Origin of the sequence: Pseudoroseomonas cervicalis (assembly GCF_030818485.1) — a bacterium.
Lineage (GTDB): Bacteria > Pseudomonadota > Alphaproteobacteria > Acetobacterales > Acetobacteraceae > Pseudoroseomonas > Pseudoroseomonas cervicalis_A.
Window position 1 is genome coordinate 1442931 of the sequence record NZ_JAUTAJ010000004.1, and the last position, 17527, is coordinate 1460457.

Below are 17527 nucleotides of genomic sequence, written 5' to 3' on the forward strand. Positions count from 1 at the left end.
TATCCTGCGTCACTCGGCGGCCGCCAGATCCCGCGTGGCGAGGGCCGCCTCTTCCGTCTCCTGCAGCAGCTTCGCCAGGGCGCGCTGCACCGTCTCGGGCGCGATGTCGGCGATGCAGCCGCAGAGGCCGCGGAAGAAGGGGCCGCCATGGCCGGCCAGCTCGCAGGGCGCGCAGGGCTTGCGCAGCGCCACCACCCGGCTGAACGGCCCGAGCGGGGCACGGGTCCGCGGCTCCGTCGGGCCGAAGATCGCCAGCAGCGGGATGCCCAGCGCATTGGCGATGTTCATGCCGCCGCTGTCATTCGACACGAAGGCACGACAGGCCGACATGCGCGCGGCCATCTCCTCGACGCTGCCGCCGGTCATGTCCAGGGTGCCGGGAACATGCTCGTCCGGACTGCCGAAGGAGGCGACGCGCCACCCCTCGCCCTGCAGGGCCGCCGCCAGCTCCGCGAAATGCGGCCAGCGCTTGGCGGCCCAGGCGCCGGTCTTGGAGCCGGCGTGGAAACCGATCAGGTCCGTCTCGCAGCGGGTGCGGCGCAGATCGCCCATGAAGGCGGCGGTGACATCGTCCGGCGCATAGGGGATGCCGAGCAAGGCCGTGGCCGCCGCCAGGTTGAACTCCGCCTCGTGATAGCGATGGCCGGCATGGAAGCTGTCCCAGCTGCGGGAACGGATGACGCGGCGGGCGCGGAAGGGCGGCTGCAGGGTGCCGAAGCTGTGCGTCAGGAAGACGGTATCGTAATGGCGCCGCACCACCGCGTCGCCCAGGCTGAAGACCTGGCCGACGAATTCGGAATTCGCCACCACCGCCAGCGCCGCCGCCGAATCCCCCGCCACCACGACATCGATGCGCTGGCCGAGATGCCGGGCGAGGCGGCGGATCAGCGGCGTCGTGTGGATGATGTTGCCGATGCCGGAGCCGACGCCGAGCAGGAAGGGCGCCTCGAGCCCCTGCAGCAGGCGCTGCAGGCGGCCCTGCTGCTGATGGAAGCCATTCGCCTCGGCATGGCGCAGCGCATCGCCGGAGCGCTGCGCCCAATAGGCGCGGTCGTCCCACAGCCGGCGGATCTCCGCGGCCCACAGATCCGGCCGCTCGGGCAGGCTGACGCCGCTCTGCCGCAGCAGGAACGGCACATTGCCCTGGTCGGAGCCGATGACCGGCACGCCGAAACGCTGCGCCTCGACGACGACGCGGCTGAAGGTCTCGACGAACTGGTAGCTCGGCACCAGGACGGCCCGCGCACCGGCATAGAGCTCCGCCATGTCGTCGCAGCGGGGCCGCAGCGTGACGTTCCGCGCGCCGGCGCGGATCCGCGCCGCCTCGGCCACCTCGATGCCGGATTGCGTCGCGGTCACGACGAAGGGGATGTCGGGAAGGTGGCGCGCCACCTCGAGCACGAAGTGATAGCCCTTGTCGAAGCGGCTGTTCGCCAGCAGCACGACGTCCCGGCCCTCCTCGGTGGGGCGGGGCGGCGCGGCGAGGTCGTCCGGCAAGGAGGGGATCACCGGCAGCCGCGCGCCGAAACTCTCCTCCACCACCTGCCGCGTGAACTCGGAATTGGCGTAGAGGGCGTCGCAATCGGCCAGCAGCAGCGCGAAATCGGGCCGCGGCGCATGCGCTTCCGGCCCGCCGGGATAATAGCCCGGATTGGCGGTCGAGGGCAGCAGCAGCTCGCGCCAGAAATGGATGCCGAAGACCAGCCGGGTGTCGAGAAAACGCAGCGCCGCACTGACCTCGTGGCCCAGGCCGGAGACCACATGGGCGATGACGGCGCGTTCCTCGAACGCCAGGCGGAACAGCGCCGCCGGCGTCTGGGCGATGAAGGTGTAGCGCAGCCCCTCGGGCGTCAGCCCGCCCTCGCCCACCCGCTCGGCCCGGGTGCCGACGATGAGCGGGTCATGGCCCAGGGCGCGATAGAGCCGCGCTATCTGCTCGAGGAAATGCTCGGCGCCGCCGAATTTCTGGATGCCGAAGGTCGAGACCAGCAGCACGGTGCCTTTCGGCGGGGCCGCCTCCGGCGCGCTCCAGGGGCCCGCCGGCGCCAGGCTGTGCCGGTGGCGGCGCGGCATATGCGCCGCGGCGGACAGCAGCGCCGGCAGGCCGGCCCCGGAATCGACCAGCCCATATTCGACCAGCTGGCGCAGATAGTCGCGCCGCCAGAAGCGCTGCGGCGCGGCATCCGGGCCTGGCGTGATCTCGACCAGGGCGGCGCGATCCGGCACGGTGTTCAGCCGCGCCATGGCCTCCAGCACCGCCGGGGCCGGGGCCGGGTCAGGCAGCGCCAGCCAGTCGACCTCCGCCTGCAGCCATGGGTGCTTGCCGTCCTGCATCTCGGCTCCCGCTCCGGGCCTCGTCCTTCCGCCGCCACCCGCCGGCGTCACGGGGGCAACCCCTGCTGTCACGGCGCGGCCATGCCCCCGGCCACGGCCGGGAACAGACCGACACGGAACGGGCCCGCCTGCCGCCCCGCCAGCCAGCGCTCCAGCACCCGCACCATGGAGGCCGCGGTGTCATTCGCAGGATCCTCCGCCTGCGCCTGCCGGGCATGGTGGAGCGCCTCCTCGATCCTGTCGAGGCGGACCAGGATACGGGCGCGCTCCACCGCCAGCATGCTCAGCTTGGGCGAACGGCGCTGCGCCTCGTCCAGCGCCTCCAGCGCCTCGGGCAGCAGGTTCTTCTGCAGCAGCAGGCCGCCAAGGTCGCGATGCGGCCGGCCATCCCGCGGCATCAGCGCCGCGGCCCGGCTCATCAGCTCGATCGCCTCGTCCAGCAGATCCGGCCGCTGCGGCACCACGCCATAGCCGCCATTCACCAGGCGGGCGGTGGCGCGCGCCAGTTCGAAGACGTATTTCGCCTCGCGCCCACGCTCGGCGACACAGCCGAGCAGAATCTCGCGCGCGCTGTCGAAGCGCTGCAGCCGAGCCAGGGCGGTGCCCAGATAGAACATCCCCTCGAGCTGCTGCGGCGCCTCGCGCGGCAGCCAGTCGAGTTCGGCCAGGGCCTGCTCGTGCTGGCCCAGGCTGACATGAGCGCGGCCGATCCAGGCCGCGACCTCGGCATCGCGGCCATGCCGCTGCTGATAGGCGGTGCCGAGCGCGATCACCTGGGCCCATTCGGCGCGGCGGACATGCTCCTGCAGGGCCTTGCGATCCTGCGCGGCGCCGGCCGCCGGGGGCGCCGCATCAGCGGGGCGGGCCGTGGCAGCCTCGTCCCCCCTGCCCTCCGCGCGGTCCTTGACCCAGGCGGCGTGCTTGAAGCGGAGCGCAGGATCACGCAGGTCGCCGCAACGCGTGAAGGATTGCGGCGGCAGATCCTCCACCCCGATCTCGACCCCCTCCGCATGACAATGCAGGGTGACGCTGATGCCCCCCTGCCAGGCGGCGTCGGGAAGCGGAATGACCAGCTCCCTCCCCCAGTGCTCGCCGCGCCGGTCATTCGCGACCAGCAGCTTCCTGTCCCGCACGGGCTTGACGTGAAGAAGGATTTCCGTGCCGGCGACGACATCGAGGCTGCATCCCATCTCCACGGCCTTTTCCGTGAAAAGGAAGGCTCGCTGCACGGTCGCGCTCATGTCAAAGCTCCACCAGCTCGATCAAGGCCGCCCCGGCCAGGGAGGGGCCGTGGCCGCCCCGCCGCGGACCCCAGGCTGCGGCAGGGCGCCCGGGGCCTGTCACGGCCCCGGATCCGGAAAGACCGGCCGGCACCGGCGGCGTCCCGCGGGGGACATCGGCCGATGCCGTCGGATCAATGCGCCAGCGTCTCCTCATTCACCAGCTTCATGACGTCGTTCTTGAAGGCGATATTGGCCTCGCGGCACTCGCCGAGCGCCTCGGGATAGGAGCGCGCGAGCTTCATGGCGCGCTGCCAGTCCAGCGGGTGGCAGAGCGGAACCGCATGCCGCAGCCCGTAGAATTTGGAGGAGGTGGGGATGGCCACCACCTTGCGGCCCAGCAGCGTCGCCCAGTAGGCGCCATGGAAGGAACTGGTCACCACCGTCTCGGCCGAGCCCAGGAAGGCGATGATCTTGTCCATGCCGTGGCGCATATTGCCCAGCAGCTTCCCCTGCGGGATGTCCTTCGGCATGAAGCTGGAGTTGTTCTTCATCCCCTTGTTGGCGAAGAACACCACGTCATGCTCGATCTCATAGCTGCGGTCGAACAAGGGCGACATGCAGGTCACGCAAGGAACCCAGCGGGACGAGACGCCGTCATCGCGGGTTCCCGCCAGCGCGTAATCCTCCGGCTTGAAGGTGTAGGTCTTGCGCAGCCCGGCCCAGGATTCGAGCTTGACCGCGTTGTGGCCACAGCCCCAGAGGATGACCTTGCTCTTCTCCCGCGTGATCTTGCTCAGGCTCTCCTCGAATTTGGGCATTTCGAGGAGACCGCCGCCGCCGACGATGACCGTCGTGGCGCGGTCATACACATCGTTCCAGGCGGCGCGATCGCCTGCGTCCTCAGCCATCCATCCCATCAGGTCGAGCACGGGAACATCGGCAAATTCTGGAAAATAGTACTTCGGCGAGCTCATGAGATCGCCGACATTTTCCGTATTGCAACGATGAATACTGACCAGCATCCGGCGCCTCTGCGAGTTGATGTCTCGAGGAATATTACGCGGAATATCAGCAATTTATTGTCAATAAGTCAAGTCAATATCTTGATGCGCGATACGTCGCCGGATGAAAAAACCGGCACCGTCGCGCAATCGACGAGTTTCTTTCCACCCTCTGACAAATTTATTCTTATGGTCCCCGGGCACGCCGGCCAGCCCCCGGGCTGCCACCCCCGGGGAGCGGCGCCCCGCCCTGGCGCCGCCGCCGATCCCGTCCCTGCCGAGACCGCCAGCGGGCAGCCTCAGGCGGCCACGCCAGCGCCCTCGGGCAGGACACCGCCCATGACCTGGCGCAGCAGGGTCACCCACTCCTCCCCCTTCGCCGGATCGGCGGGCGCGAGGATCATCGATGCATAGGCCGGATGCGCCGCCAGCGCGGTGGGGGCCACCACCCGGACACCCGCCTTGGCGACTTCCAGCGCCTCGGCACAAAGCGTGGCGGGAGCTGGCGAATACTGCACGAAGGCGCCCATTCCCTCGGCCATTTCGCCCCAGTCCAGCTTCGTCTTGCGGGGAATGAAGCGAATATTCGGGTCCACGCCACGACTGATGGCATCGGCGATGATCACGAAGCTCATCTGCGGGCAGCGGCGCGGCAGCGCCAGCGCGCGCGCCAGATCCGCCGTATCATTGACCATCAGATAGACCGGCCCGGGCCGCGGCCGCAGCGGGTGCTGCAGGCCGCCGGCATGCGGCAGGACCGCCAGCAGCGTGTCGGGCGTGTGCCAGCCGGCTCCGCGCCGGGGCGCCGGAACGCCCATGCTGATCTCTTCGAGCAGCAGGCTGGCCAGGCCATCGGCGTCGTAGAGCCCGTTCAGGGAGAGGTCGACCACCGGCACCGGGGCGGGGATGGCGAGCGACAGCGCCGCCGCCATGCCTTCCACCGAAAGCACCAGGCGCGGCTTCATGTCCTGCACCAGCCGCTGCCAGATCTGCGGCGACCAGACGCGCGAGCCATGCACATAGGTGACGTTGTCACGGAACTCGAAGCGCGGCCGCTCGGTCACCTGCGAGGTGCTGGCGATGACGGGGCACAGCCCCGCCGCAGCAAGCCGCCGCGCCAGCAGCACGAGGACGGAGGAGGCAGAGCCCGGCCGGGTGACCGTCGGATCGCAGGCCGGGGCGACGATCAGCACGGTCGACCAGGGCGCCAGCACCGCTTCGCCGCCCGGCAGGGCCAGCGGGACCGGCGCACCGGCCGCCGCCAGCCCGCCGAGCAGCGATGGCCGCCCCGACGCCAGCGGCACCTCCCCCTCCGCGGCGCCCAGGAAATCCTGCCAGGCCGCCAGCAGCGCCGCCTCGTCCAGCGCATGCGTCAGGCGCGCGGTCAGGCCCCTGTTGCTGCTGCACAGCGCTTTCAGCTCCTCGGCGCGGCCGCGGATCTCGGCCGGCGCGTGCTGCAGCGCCGCCCTCACCCATTGCTTCAGCCCCCAGGAGGAGAGTGGGCCGCTGCCGCGGAGACGGACCTGCTCGAGCAGCTGCAGGGCACCGGCGGCGTTGCCCTGGCGCAGCTGCGCATGGAAGAGCAGCTCGCTCACGGCACGGAACTGGGCCGGCATCAGCTGCAGCTTGAACATCGTCTCCACGATGGGCTGCGGCGCCAGCGCCGGCTCGGGCGCGTCGGAGGCGTGGCCGAGAATGCTCCGCAGCGATGCCTGCAGCAGCTGCAGCAGCCGGGCGGGCGGGCCATCCAGCGTGTCGCGGAAGGTCGCCGCCAGCGTGGCCGCGCCCTCGAAATCGCCGCAGCGCAGCAGGTCGGCCACGGTGCGGACCGCGAAGGCGGCGTCGCGCGGATAGAGGATGATCCGCTCCGCCGAGAGCTGCGGCAGCAGCTCGGCCTTGGAGGGCCGGCCCGGCGCGCCGAGCTCGTATTCGATCAGCGCCGTGTCGGTCGGCGCCCAGATGGGCTGCGGGCCGAGCCGGGCCGCCCTCTCCTGCAGCGCGGCGAATTCCTGCGCCACCCGCTCGACCGACATGTCCAGCATGCAGACGGGATCGCTGCAGCGCAGCCAGTCGATCTTGAAGTTGCAGGGGCCGCAGGACACCATGGTCGAGACCACGCGGCTCTGCGCGTAGAAAGGCCCGTTCTTGCGGTAGGCGGTCGGGCCGAACAGCCAGAGCGTCGGCACGCCGAGCGTCTCGGCGATGTGGCACATGCCGCCATCATGGCCGATGAAGTAGCTGCAGGCGGCGATGGCCTTCAGCGTGTCGCGGATCGACAGGCCGGTGTAATCCTCGGTGCCGGCGACCAGCTCCTCCGGCAGCCCGAAGCAGCGCAGCGTCCAGCCCTCGGCGCGCAGCCGGTCGGCCAGCTGCTGCACATAGGGCCATTGCCGCTTGGCCCAGGTGCCCTGCTTGATGCCGTTCGCGATGCCGATGATGCGCGGCCCCTCCGGCGCGTGCCGGATGTCGCGCAGGAAGGATTGCGGCAGCGGCGCGTCGAGCAGCGGCGTGGGGCCGAAGATCCGGTCGAGGCCGAGGAAATAGATGTCGGCCTCGCGAATGAAGCGCCCATGCACGTTGAAGTCGTAGAGCTTGTTCTGCTGCAGCCAGGTCGTCGCCGTGCAGAAGGGTTCGGCATGCGAGGCGAGCGCGGTGGAGACCAGCACGTCATAGTGCCGGCCCGCGGTGTACTCGAAGCCCGGAAAGATGAAATCGATCCAGGGCGAATCGTTGAACAGCTGGACGCCCTGGGTCAGGTCGCTGCTGATGATCACCGTCACGCGCCGGCCGGTGCGCTCGGCGATCCAGCGGATCATCGGCGTCGCGTTCATCATGTTGCCGAGGCCGGAGCCCAGCGAAACCGCCACGCGGAAGCCGAGCTGGCGCACCGCCGCCGCGGTGTCGAGGGCGGGGATGCCGACGCTGAGCACATCCTCCACCGCCTCGCGCAGCGCCGCGGGCGCACGCACCACTGCGTCGACACGGGCGAGCGCCTGCGCGAAGGCGGCGCGATACGCCTCCTCCTCGCGCAGCCGCGGCGCCGCCAGGGCGAGGGCCGACAGATCCCAGACGATCGGCGCGCGCAGGCCGCGGATGGCGAGGATATCGGCCGCATCGGCGCCGGCCGCGTAGATCAGCGCCGGCGGGGCGGCAAACACCGCGCGGATCAGCGCATCCGGCGTGCCGTCGAGGAGCGTCACGGCCAGCAGCCCGGCCGCCTGCAGCGCCTGGCGCTGGTCGGACAGCGCCGTGCCATGGGGGGTCCAGATGATGCCTGCCTTGCTGTGCAGCAGGGCGCCGCCTTCCATCGCCATCACCATCGCCTCAGACGACTTCGCGCAGCGCGCGGAGGGTTTCGATCGAGGGCACGGCGAAATTGCCGTGCGGTTCAGGGTAGAGCACCGTGCGGTGGTAGCCGCGCTGGAAGAAGCGCTCCTCCGTCATGTGCAGGCCCTTGCGCCCGATGTAGCGGGCATTGTTGGTGCGGGTGGAGACGCGGAAGATGCCCAGCGCCTCGCAGGCCATGTTCTTGATGCTGTCCTGCGACGACAGATAGCCCCGCCCGCCGCGCCCCATGCTGCGCAGCATCGCGTTGATCTCCGCATGCTTCGCCTTGCGGTCGCGATACTCGACGCCGTGGATGATCTCGAGATACTGCGAGACGATCCGGTTGCGCTTTTCCCAGCAGGCGCGCGTGATGCCGAAGGCCCAGTTGTGCTCGTTCATCAGGCACAGATCCTGCCGCGCGCTGCGCTGCGCCTCCAGCGGCATGTCGTTGCGCATGCCATAGGCCGAGACCACGCCGATATGCGGATTGTCCAGCGCCATGGTCAGCAGCTCGACCAGCACTTCCATGTAGTGCGGCTGCAGGAGCATGTCGTCCTCGAGGAAGACCGCGCAATCGAAGGCGTTGTCGATGAAGAAGAACTTCTCCGCGCGGTCGAAATTATGCGCGACGCCGAGGTTGAAGGGCGCCTCGAACACCTCGCCCTCCGGGAAGTATTCGCGGAACAGCTCGACGCATTCCGCGATCCTGGCCGGATCCGCATAGACCTCGCCGGTGGAGGCGGCGCGGCCGCTGTCCTGGAACAGGAACACTTCCGGCCTGCGGCCGCCGAAGCCGGTCTGCCGGACCAGCGTCTGCATGACGGCCTCAAGATAGTCCGGCCTGTCGAACGACATGATGGCGATGGGCAGGATGTTCATCGTCACGCCCTCAGATCTGGCCGAACACGGTGATGCTGCGCAGGACGCCGGAGAGGTAGGCATCGGCCTCGTCCAGGGACAGGCGCCCGAGATGCTCGATATGGCAGGAGCGCAGCAGCAGGCCCATGAGCGGGCGCGGCTCCGCCTCGCCGCCGGTCAGGGGGCCGAGGATGCGGACCACATCCACCGCCGGGCGCCGCGCCTGCAGCACCTCCTGCAGCACGGCCGGCGCCAGGGCCCGGTCCTCGCGCAGGAAAAGCGTCCAGGTGCCGATGCTGGGCGCTCCGCCCAGGTAGTTGTCCTCCATCCGCGCCACCAGGCTGCAATCCGGCCCGTAGGACAGGAAATCGTCGCGGCAGCGCGGATCCCTCTGCCGCGGCGGCAGGTAGAGCACCGCGAAGCTGCGCTCCGCCGCCGGCAGCTCGCCCCCCTGCAGGGCGATGGCCCGGTTCAGGCGGCCGGTGAATTCGGCATTCGGCTGCGCCGCGAAGGCCTGCAGCGACCAGTGGAACCAGTTCTGCGGGAAGGCGAGCCGCGCCAGCCGCGCATCGATCTTGCCGCCGGCGGAACGCTGCGCCAGGCCGCGCCCGCGGGTTGCGGCGCCGAGGCTGCCGGCATGGTCGCCGCGCGCCTGCAGCAGGATGGCCTGCAGCGCCTCGGCATCCGCATGGCCCGGCTTGGTCTTGAGCGCCGCCCGGACCAGGGTCAGCGCCTCCTCATGGCGGCCTTGCTGCGTCCGCAGCCGCGCCAGCAGCGACAGCAGCAGATGCGATCCCGGCGCCGCGACGAGCGCCCGGTCGAGCACCAGCTCGGCCATGGCGGGACGGTTCAGGCCGAGCAGCAGGCGGGCCAGCTGCGTTGCCGTCTCCGGCTCGCCCTGGTCGCGCTGCCAGACGGTCATGCAGATGTCGAGCAGCACGTCCTTCAGCGCGGTCTCGTGCACGACGCGCCGTTCCGTCGGGTCGATCGCGCGCTGCAAGGCATCGGCGAGCCGCAACAGCAGCTTGTCGACACTGCCGGCGCTGCCGGCCGCATCCTTCCAGAGCTTGTCGTAATGCTGGCGCAGCGGATGGCGGGCGGCCTCCAACGGCCGGCGCACGAACGCCCGGACCAGCAGGGCGAGGGTCTCGACCGGCCCGACCAGCACACGCCGCTCATCCAGGAAGGCCTGCAGCAGATCCAGCCGCCCGGCCTCGGCCATGCGTTCGAGCAGAGCCTGGAGGGCGGCGGGGGTCTGGGCCGCGGCCAGCTCGCGCCGGAAATCCTCGGCGGCGTAGCACAGCTCAAGCTGCCCGATCGGCCGCTCGGCCTCGGGCCCGAGCTCGGCGAAGATCTCGAGCAGATGGGGCTGGCCGTCCAGCAGCCGGGGCGGCAGCTCGAAGCGGAAGCCGTTGCGCGCCTGCAGACCGGCCAGCAGCGGCAGCGCCTCCGGTGCGCGCCCGGCGCTGGCGGCAAGGAACTCCCCATCGACCTTCAGCACGAAGCGCGCCGGCGCTGCCAGCCCCTCCGTCAGCTCATAGCCGCTGACGGCGTGCTGCCGCAGTTCCACCATGCGGGGCGGGGTGGCGCTGACGGTCGCAGCGGCCGCCGACCAGAGGGGCCTGCGCGCCGCATCCAGCAATTGCAGGCGATGCCCTGCCCCATCGGCCGCCGCCGCCGGCAGCAGGAACAGCGCCTGGTCGGCGGGGCCGGGGTGAGGAACAGCCGGCACGGCATCCTGGCCATCCAGCTGCAGCGTCACCGGCAGCGCGGCCGGAGGCAGGTTCTCGGCCAGCAGCAGCAGCCCGTCCTGGCGGACCCGCAGCGCCGGCGGGGCCGCCGGCTGGGGCGCCGCGACAGGAACGGCCTTGCGGGCCGGCACGGCCGCGGCGGCACGGCCGCCCGGATCCCGGGCCGTGAAGCGGAAGGTGCCGGGCGCCACGGAGATGACCTTGCCGTCGCGCAGCACATCGATCCGGGCGAACCAATCCTCGCTGTTCCGGCAGCTCTCCGGCAGGGTCAGCACGAAGTCCGGGCGGCCGCCGCCCGGCGGCGGCAGCGCCGCCAGGAGCTCGAGCTTGCTGCGCGCCTCCATCTGCAGACGGAGCTGCGCGCCCTCGCCTTCCAGGGCATCGACATGGCCGGACACCGTCCAGTCGGCCCGGTCCAGCCGCAGGCCGCGCGCCATCAGCACCGGGCCGGGCTGCGCATAGAGGGCCTGCGCGGCGTCGATCCGCGACAGCAGATAGCGCATCTTCGGCCCGGGGCGATCGGCGTCGAAGACGTGGCGGCGGATCCCATGATCATTCAGCAGGGTGACGAGCATCCCGCGCCAGGAATGGACCGCCGCCAGCGCCGCCTCCGCCACGCCGGAGAGCGGCAGATGGGCGAGCAGCCAGGTCTTCAGGGCCTCGGAGGGTCGCGGCGAGGTCATGTCGAGCGGCAGGCGGCGTCGCTCGATGAGCGTCGCCAGGATGCGCTCGTCGAACTCGCCCGAATGCAGGACGCTGCGCAGCAGGACAAGCGGCGGCTTGCCGACGAAGCTCTGCAGATGCGCATCCTTGGGCTTGCGCCCCAGGGTGAGGTGAATCAGCGCCTCGACCTCAGCCTCCTCCAGCGCAGCGGCGGGGGCGGAAGCCGGGGCGGCAACGGCATCGGCGGGCTCCGGCGGAGCCGCGGCCGGGGCAGGAATTTGTGTCGAAGTCGGAACAATCTTGTCGACGCTTGGCGCGGCTTTCGGGCCGGAATCCTCCACCGCGGCCGAGGTCTCGGCCATGGGCCTGCCGTCCGTGGCCGGCGGCGTGGCGGAGGCGGCAGCGGCCCTGGCGGCCAGCTCGCGCTGGACGGTGTCGACCAGCCATTTCTGGAAGATCTTCTCGGCGACGTCCTCGTTCCGGAACAGCAGGAACAGGAAGTCCGACCAGGATCCCGCCGCACGCAGGACGTCGCGGCCATCCTCATTCAGTTGCAGGACGGAGCAGAACCAGTCCACCAGCGCGGCCGGCGGGCGCGGGCCGCGCCGCTCATGCGGCAACATGTCGCGCTCCAGCAGGGCCTTCACCACCGCCTTCTGGAATTCAGCCGACCCCGCGACGCGCCGGAGCACGTTCAGGGGGGAGAGCTGCATCATGATAACGATGGCGGATGGTGGGCTCGCACGACGCCCCAACAGCAGAGAGAACGAGTTCTCCACATCATCCTGGGCGGAACGCATCGTTGCGACATTCATATCAATCACGGATGCCCTGCGCTCCTCATCCAGAAAAGCCCGACAACACAGAAGCAGTTCAAGGGATACTTTGCATATTTGTGGCCGGAAGATTTTTTTTCGGCAAAACGACCTTAAATCATCCCGCAGCCAGAATCCGGACTTGCAAGCAGCGAGCCGATCGTTCTTTTAGACGCGCCCTTCTGCACCGCAGCATGGATGAGAAAGGCGATCGAGACAAGGTCATTGTCTGCGAGTTACCGCCCGAAAGTTGCGATAATTCGATTTCAAATTTTGTTGATACTGGTCGGATGCTTTGCCCTCGTCAACCAGCCGGCGCTTGTGATCTGCGCGCGACGTCCGCAGGCTCAGTATTCCGTGGCTCTACACGCCCAGGATGTATTTTCAGGACAGAAACAATCAGCGCGCGCAATTAGGGCGCCAGGACCCGCCAGCGGCGCCTCAATCTCATTTCCAACCCGCATCAAATGGGACATGCGCCGCAATCCGGACAGGGCCGGCGGCATCGGCCGCTGCGCCGGCAGGGCCGCGTGGCGGCAGATGCCCGGGCCGGGCCGCACCTTGCCGCGGCACTCCGCGGGATATGTCCCGGCCCCGAAAACAACAAAGCCGCAGCGGCATCGACCGCTACGGCTCACATGGTTTCCGGCGATGTGGTCGGAGCGGCGGGATTCGAACCCACGACCCCCAGTCCCCCAGACTGATGCGCTACCAGGCTGCGCTACGCTCCGATGCGGCGGGACATAGCAGCCACGCCCCGCCCCCTCAACCCCCCGGAAGGCGGGCTTCGCATTTATTCCTGTGGATGCGCCGTCGCGCTCAGCGCGCGCAATTCGGCCGCCAGCGCCTCCAGCTCGGCCAGCGCCTGGCGCAGCGCGCTCTGCCCGGCCTCGGGCAGCGCCGTCTCGGCCTCCTCGGCCTCCGGCGCGGAGTCCACAGGGCCGTCGGACTCGCCGCCATCGCGCAGCAGGCGCTGCACGCCCTTGATGGTGTAGCCCTGGGTGTAGAGCAGGTCGCCGATGCGGCGCAGCAGGGCGATGTCCTCGGGGCGATAGTAGCGCCGCCCGCCGCCGCGCTTCAGCGGCTTCAGCTGCGGGAATTTGGTCTCCCAGAAGCGCAGCACATGCTGCGGGATCTGCAGGTCCTCGGCCACCTCGCTGATGGTGCGGAAGGCGGTGGGCGCCTTGCGCAACCGGCCTGGCGCCTCGGGATCCTCGGACATGCTTGGCACCCCGTCATTCATCGCTCAGACCTCCCGCCGCGATGCGCGGCAGGCCCCGCCCGCCTGGCGGCCGCCGCACGGGGCGCGGCCACCGTCATTCCTCGCCCGGCCCCACCGGCTCGCCATTCAGCCGCGCCTTCAGCACCTGGCTGGGGCGGAAGGACAGGACACGGCGCGGCATGATCGGGACCTCGATGCCGGTCTTCGGGTTGCGGCCGACCCGCATACCCTTCTGCCGGACCGAGAAGGTGCCGAAGGCCGAGATCTTCACCGGCCGCCCCGCCTCCAGCGCCGCGGAGATGCGCTCCAGCACATCCTCGAGCAGCGCGGCGCTTTCGTTTCGCGACAGGCCGACCTGGGCATAGATGGCCTCGGCCAGTTGCGCGCGCGTGATGGTATTCATGACCGGGCGCGGCCCATGGCGGTGAGACTCCCTGCAACCCCTTCTATCTGCAACAAAACCGGGATGCCTCCCCGGCGTCAACCGCGACGGGGACTGTGGCGCAAAAGCTTCAATCGGCTGCGGCTTTTATGCAACAGGGCGCCGGCTCAGGCGCCGTCGACGGGCGCCGTGGCGTCCAGCAGCAGGGCGATGGGATCCCAGACCAGCGCCATCTGGGCGACGGCGCTGCCGCCCACCCGCGTCATCTCCCACCCCACCGGGCGGCCGCCCAGGCGCTGGTAGAACCAGCGCGAGGGATTGTCGCGCAGCACCCAGAGCATGGCGGAACCGCAGCCCACCGCCGCCAGATGCGCGCTGGCGGCGCGCATCAGCCGGCGGCCGATGCCGCGCTCCCGGAAATCGTCCAGAACATAGAGGGTGTCGATCTCGCCCTCGGCCAGGGCGCCGCCGATCAGGCTGCGCCGCGCCCGGCCGCAGCCGGAGAAGCCGACCAGCTGGCCCGGCCCTTCCCCGGAGTCGGGCCGCGCCACGGCGACGAAAACGGCAGCATTGCCGCCGCGATCGGCCAGCAGGCGGCGGTAGAACTGGGCCAGCCGCGGCTCGGACAGGGCGGCCAGATAGGCATCCGGCAGCAGGCCGGGATAGGCGCTGCGCCAGGTCGCGACATGCACGGCGGCGATGGCGGCGGCGTCGGCCTGGCTGGCGCGGCGGATGATCGTGCCCGGCAAGCCCCTGCCCTCCCCCTGCTGCCCCTCCCCGGGCGGATCAGCCCTTGCGTCGCAGCACGGCGGCGAAGAAGCCATCCGTGCCATGGCTGTGCGGCGCCAGCTCCATCCAGGGCCCCGGGCAGGGCGGCGGCGCCTCGGGCAGGGATTGTCCGGCGCGCGCCTCCGCCCAGGCCTCGGCCAGCGGAACCACCTCATACTCGGCATGACGCGACAGGAAGCCCTGCACCTGCATCCCATCCTCCTCGGGCAGCACGGAGCAGGTAGCGTAGACCAGCCTTCCGCCGGGACGCACCAGCTGCGCGACGTGATCGAGGATATCTCGCTGCTTGGTGACCAGCTCCTCCAGGTCGCGCGCCGTGGTGCGCAGCCGCGCATCCGGGTTGCGGCGCCAGGTGCCGGCACCGGTGCAGGGCGCATCCACCAGCACGCGGTCGAACTGCCCGGCGCGGCGCTTCACCCAGCGATCGCCCGGCTCCAGCAGATGCCGCTCGGCATTGTCCACCCCGGCGCGGCGCAGGCGCTTCACCGCGCCCTCCAGCCGGGTCGCCGAGACGTCGCAGGCGGTGATGCGGCCGCGATTGTTCATCATGGCGGCAACCGCCAGCGTCTTGCCGGCGGCGCCGGCGCAGTAATCCACCACCCGCATGCCGGGCTTCGCCCCGGTCAGCAGCGCGATCAGCTGGCTGCCCTCGTCCTGGATCTCGATCAGCCCGTCCGTGAAGGCCTTGCTGGCCAGGATCGGGCGGCGATCGGGAATGCGCAGGCCCCAGGGGGAATAGGCCATGGGCTCGGCGGCGATGCCCTCGGCCGCCAGCGCGGCGATGGCCTGCTCCCGCGTGCCGCGCAGCAGATTGGCGCGCAGATCCAGCGGCGCCGCCTGGTCCATGGCAGCCGCGGCCTGCGGCAACTCATCGCCGAAACGGGCGCGGTAGCCCTCCAGCGCCCAGGCCGGCAGGTTCAGCGCGATGCCCTCCGGCATCTCCGGCGGCGTCAAGGGCGTGCCGGCCCAGGCGGAGATCGCCGCCATCTCGCCCGGATCCGGCGGGCCGGCATTGAAGCGGCCGCCCGGGAAGCCCTGCAGCACGCCATCCCGCGTCCAGCCCTCCACCAGCAGCAGCTGCGCCATCACCAGCAGCCGCGGCGTCGGCGGCAGGCCCAGCCGGGCGATGTGCCAGTCCAGCCGCAGCCGCTGGCGCAGAATGCCCCAGGCACGCTCCGCCACCGCGCGGCGGTCGCCGCTGCCGATATAGCGGCGCTCGCGGAAGAAGGCATTGGCGGTGGCGTCCGCCGGGCGGCGCGGCGCCGACGCCACGGCATCCAGCAGGGCCACCGTGGCGGCGATGCGGGCGGAAGGGGTCATGGAAGCAGTACTTTCAAATAAAAAATTCCAGGGGCTCTGCCCCTGGAACCCCGCCGGGGTGGCAGGGCCACCCCGGACCCCGCCATCAGTGAGGCGTCACTCCTGGCGGTAGTTCGGGGCCTCGCGGGTGATCGCCACGTCATGCACATGGCTCTCGCGCAGACCCGCGCCGGTGATGCGGCGGAAGGTGCAGTTGCTCTGCATGTCCGGGATGGTGGCGTTGCCGGTATAGCCCATGGCCGATTTCAGCCCGCCCACCAGCTGGTGGATGACATTGCCAACCGGGCCCTTGTAGCCGACCCGGCCCTCGATGCCCTCCGGCACCAGCTTCAGCTGGTCCTGCACCTCGGCCTGGAAATAGCGGTCGGCCGAGCCGCGCGCCATGGCGCCCAGGCTGCCCATGCCGCGATAGGCCTTGTAGGAGCGGCCCTGGTAGAGGAACACCTCGCCCGGCGCCTCATCCGTGCCGGCGAACAGGCTGCCCATCATCACGCAATCGGCGCCGGCGGCGATCGCCTTGGCCAGATCGCCCGAGGAGCGCACGCCACCATCGGCAATGGCCGGCACGCCCTTCTCATGCGCCGCCGCGGCGCTCTCCATCACCGCGGTCAGCTGCGGCACGCCGACACCGGCCACGATGCGCGTGGTGCAGATGGAGCCCGGGCCGATGCCGATCTTCACCGCATCGGCGCCCGCCTCGATCAGCGCCAGCGCCGCCTCGGGCGTCGCCACATTGCCGGCGATGACCTGCACGCTGTTGGACATGCGCTTGACGCGCTCCACCGCCTTCAGCACGCCCGCCGAATGGCCATGCGCGGTGTCGACGACCACCACATCGACCTCGGCCTCGACCAGCAGCTCGGCGCGGCGGATGCCGTCCTCGCCCGTGCCGGTGGCGGCGGCGACGCGCAGCCGGCCCATCGCGTCCTTGGCCGCGTTCGGATTGGCCTGGGCCTTGTCCATGTCCTTGACGGTGATCAGCCCGATGCAGCGATAGGCGTCATCGACCACCAGCAGCTTCTCGATGCGGTGCTTGTGCAGCAGCTCGCGCGCCCGGGCGGCGGAGACATCGGCCGTCACCGTCACCAGGTTCTCCCGCGTCATCAGCCCGTAGACGCGGGTGTTGGGGTCGGTGGCGAAGCGCACATCGCGATAGGTGAGGATGCCGACCAGCCGCTTGCTGTCGCGCTCCACCACCGGGATGCCGCTGATGCGGTGCGCGGCCATCAGCGCCTGCGCCTCGGCCAGGGTCTGGTCGGGATGGATGGTGACGGGGTTCACCACCATGCCGCTTTCGAACTTCTTCACCTGGCGGACCTGGGCGGCCTGCTCTTCCGGGGTGAGGTTCTTGTGGATCACGCCGATGCCGCCAGCCTGGGCCATGGCGATGGCCATCGGCCCCTCGGTCACCGTGTCCATCGCCGCCGAGACCAGCGGCATGTTCAGGCTGATCTCACGGGTCAGCCGGGTCCGCACATCGGTCTGGCTGGGCAGCACGGTCGAATAGGCCGGCACCAGCAGCACGTCGTCGAAGGCATAGGCCTCGGCGATCAGGGTACGGCGCGGCGCGGCGCCGCGATCAGCGGGGCCGTTGGTCGGGAGGGTGTCGGGAGCCATGGGCGGGAGCCTTTCGGACAACTCGTGCGGCGCGATCCGCAGCCTTGGCGCGTCCCCCTACCCCAGATTCGCGCCGTGCCGCAAGGCGCATGGTCGTGACGTTTTGGCCGGGCTGGCTTGGCCGCAGCGCAGGGCAGACAGAGAGGCAAGAATCTTCTTTTTCTGAAGAAAAAGAAGCAAAAAGACTTCTTTCAGCTGGCGTCCCGCGTATGACCCGAGGCGGGA

11 protein-coding genes and 1 tRNA gene are annotated in these 17527 nt (G+C 70.2%); all 12 read right to left on the bottom strand.

Annotated features, from left to right (window positions below; genetic code table 11):
* Positions 1-9: 9 nt before the first annotated feature.
* The 12 genes from QE401_RS10585 to guaB all read right to left on the bottom strand — a co-directional run bounded on the left by QE401_RS10585 (position 10) and on the right by guaB (position 17302).
* The gene (locus QE401_RS10585; RefSeq protein ID WP_307138172.1) at positions 10-2334 is read right to left on the bottom strand and encodes a glycosyltransferase family 9 protein; all 2325 of its coding nucleotides are present in this window, start codon (positions 2332-2334) and stop codon (positions 10-12) included.
* A gap of 68 nt (positions 2335-2402) precedes the next feature.
* The gene (locus QE401_RS10590) at positions 2403-3524 is read right to left on the bottom strand and encodes a tetratricopeptide repeat protein (protein ID WP_307140224.1); all 1122 of its coding nucleotides are present in this window, start codon (positions 3522-3524) and stop codon (positions 2403-2405) included.
* A gap of 224 nt (positions 3525-3748) precedes the next feature.
* On the bottom strand, positions 3749-4465 hold the full coding sequence (locus tag QE401_RS10595; protein ID WP_307138173.1) for a glycosyltransferase family protein: 717 nt from the start codon (positions 4463-4465) through the stop codon (positions 3749-3751).
* A 392-nt stretch (positions 4466-4857) separates the two neighbouring features.
* A complete protein-coding gene (locus QE401_RS10600; protein WP_307138174.1) occupies positions 4858-7872 on the bottom strand; it encodes a glycosyltransferase family 9 protein in 3015 nt (1004 codons plus the stop codon).
* A gap of 10 nt (positions 7873-7882) precedes the next feature.
* Positions 7883-8764 (bottom strand): glycosyltransferase family 2 protein, encoded by an 882-nt coding sequence (locus QE401_RS10605; protein ID WP_307138175.1) that lies wholly within the window; start codon positions 8762-8764, stop codon positions 7883-7885.
* A gap of 10 nt (positions 8765-8774) precedes the next feature.
* Entirely contained in the window at positions 8775-11804 is a 3030-nt protein-coding gene (locus tag QE401_RS10610; RefSeq protein WP_307138176.1) for a tetratricopeptide repeat protein, read from the bottom strand.
* Positions 11805-12626: 822 nt separating this feature from the next.
* Positions 12627-12703: transfer RNA gene (locus QE401_RS10615), tRNA-Pro, on the bottom strand.
* Between the two features lie 62 nt (positions 12704-12765).
* The gene (locus QE401_RS10620) at positions 12766-13194 is read right to left on the bottom strand and encodes a MerR family transcriptional regulator (RefSeq protein ID WP_307138177.1); all 429 of its coding nucleotides are present in this window, start codon (positions 13192-13194) and stop codon (positions 12766-12768) included.
* A 94-nt stretch (positions 13195-13288) separates the two neighbouring features.
* A complete protein-coding gene (locus QE401_RS10625; protein WP_271137886.1) occupies positions 13289-13597 on the bottom strand; it encodes an integration host factor subunit alpha in 309 nt (102 codons plus the stop codon).
* 146 nt (positions 13598-13743) lie between these two features.
* Positions 13744-14325, bottom strand: a complete 582-nt coding sequence (locus tag QE401_RS10630; protein ID WP_307138178.1) for a GNAT family N-acetyltransferase — start codon at positions 14323-14325, stop codon at positions 13744-13746.
* Between the two features lie 37 nt (positions 14326-14362).
* On the bottom strand, positions 14363-15685 hold the full coding sequence (locus QE401_RS10635) for an RsmB/NOP family class I SAM-dependent RNA methyltransferase (RefSeq protein ID WP_307138179.1): 1323 nt from the start codon (positions 15683-15685) through the stop codon (positions 14363-14365).
* Positions 15686-15781: 96 nt separating this feature from the next.
* On the bottom strand, positions 15782-17302 hold the full coding sequence (gene guaB / locus QE401_RS10640) for an IMP dehydrogenase (RefSeq protein WP_307138180.1): 1521 nt from the start codon (positions 17300-17302) through the stop codon (positions 15782-15784).
* Positions 17303-17527: the final 225 nt, after the last annotated feature.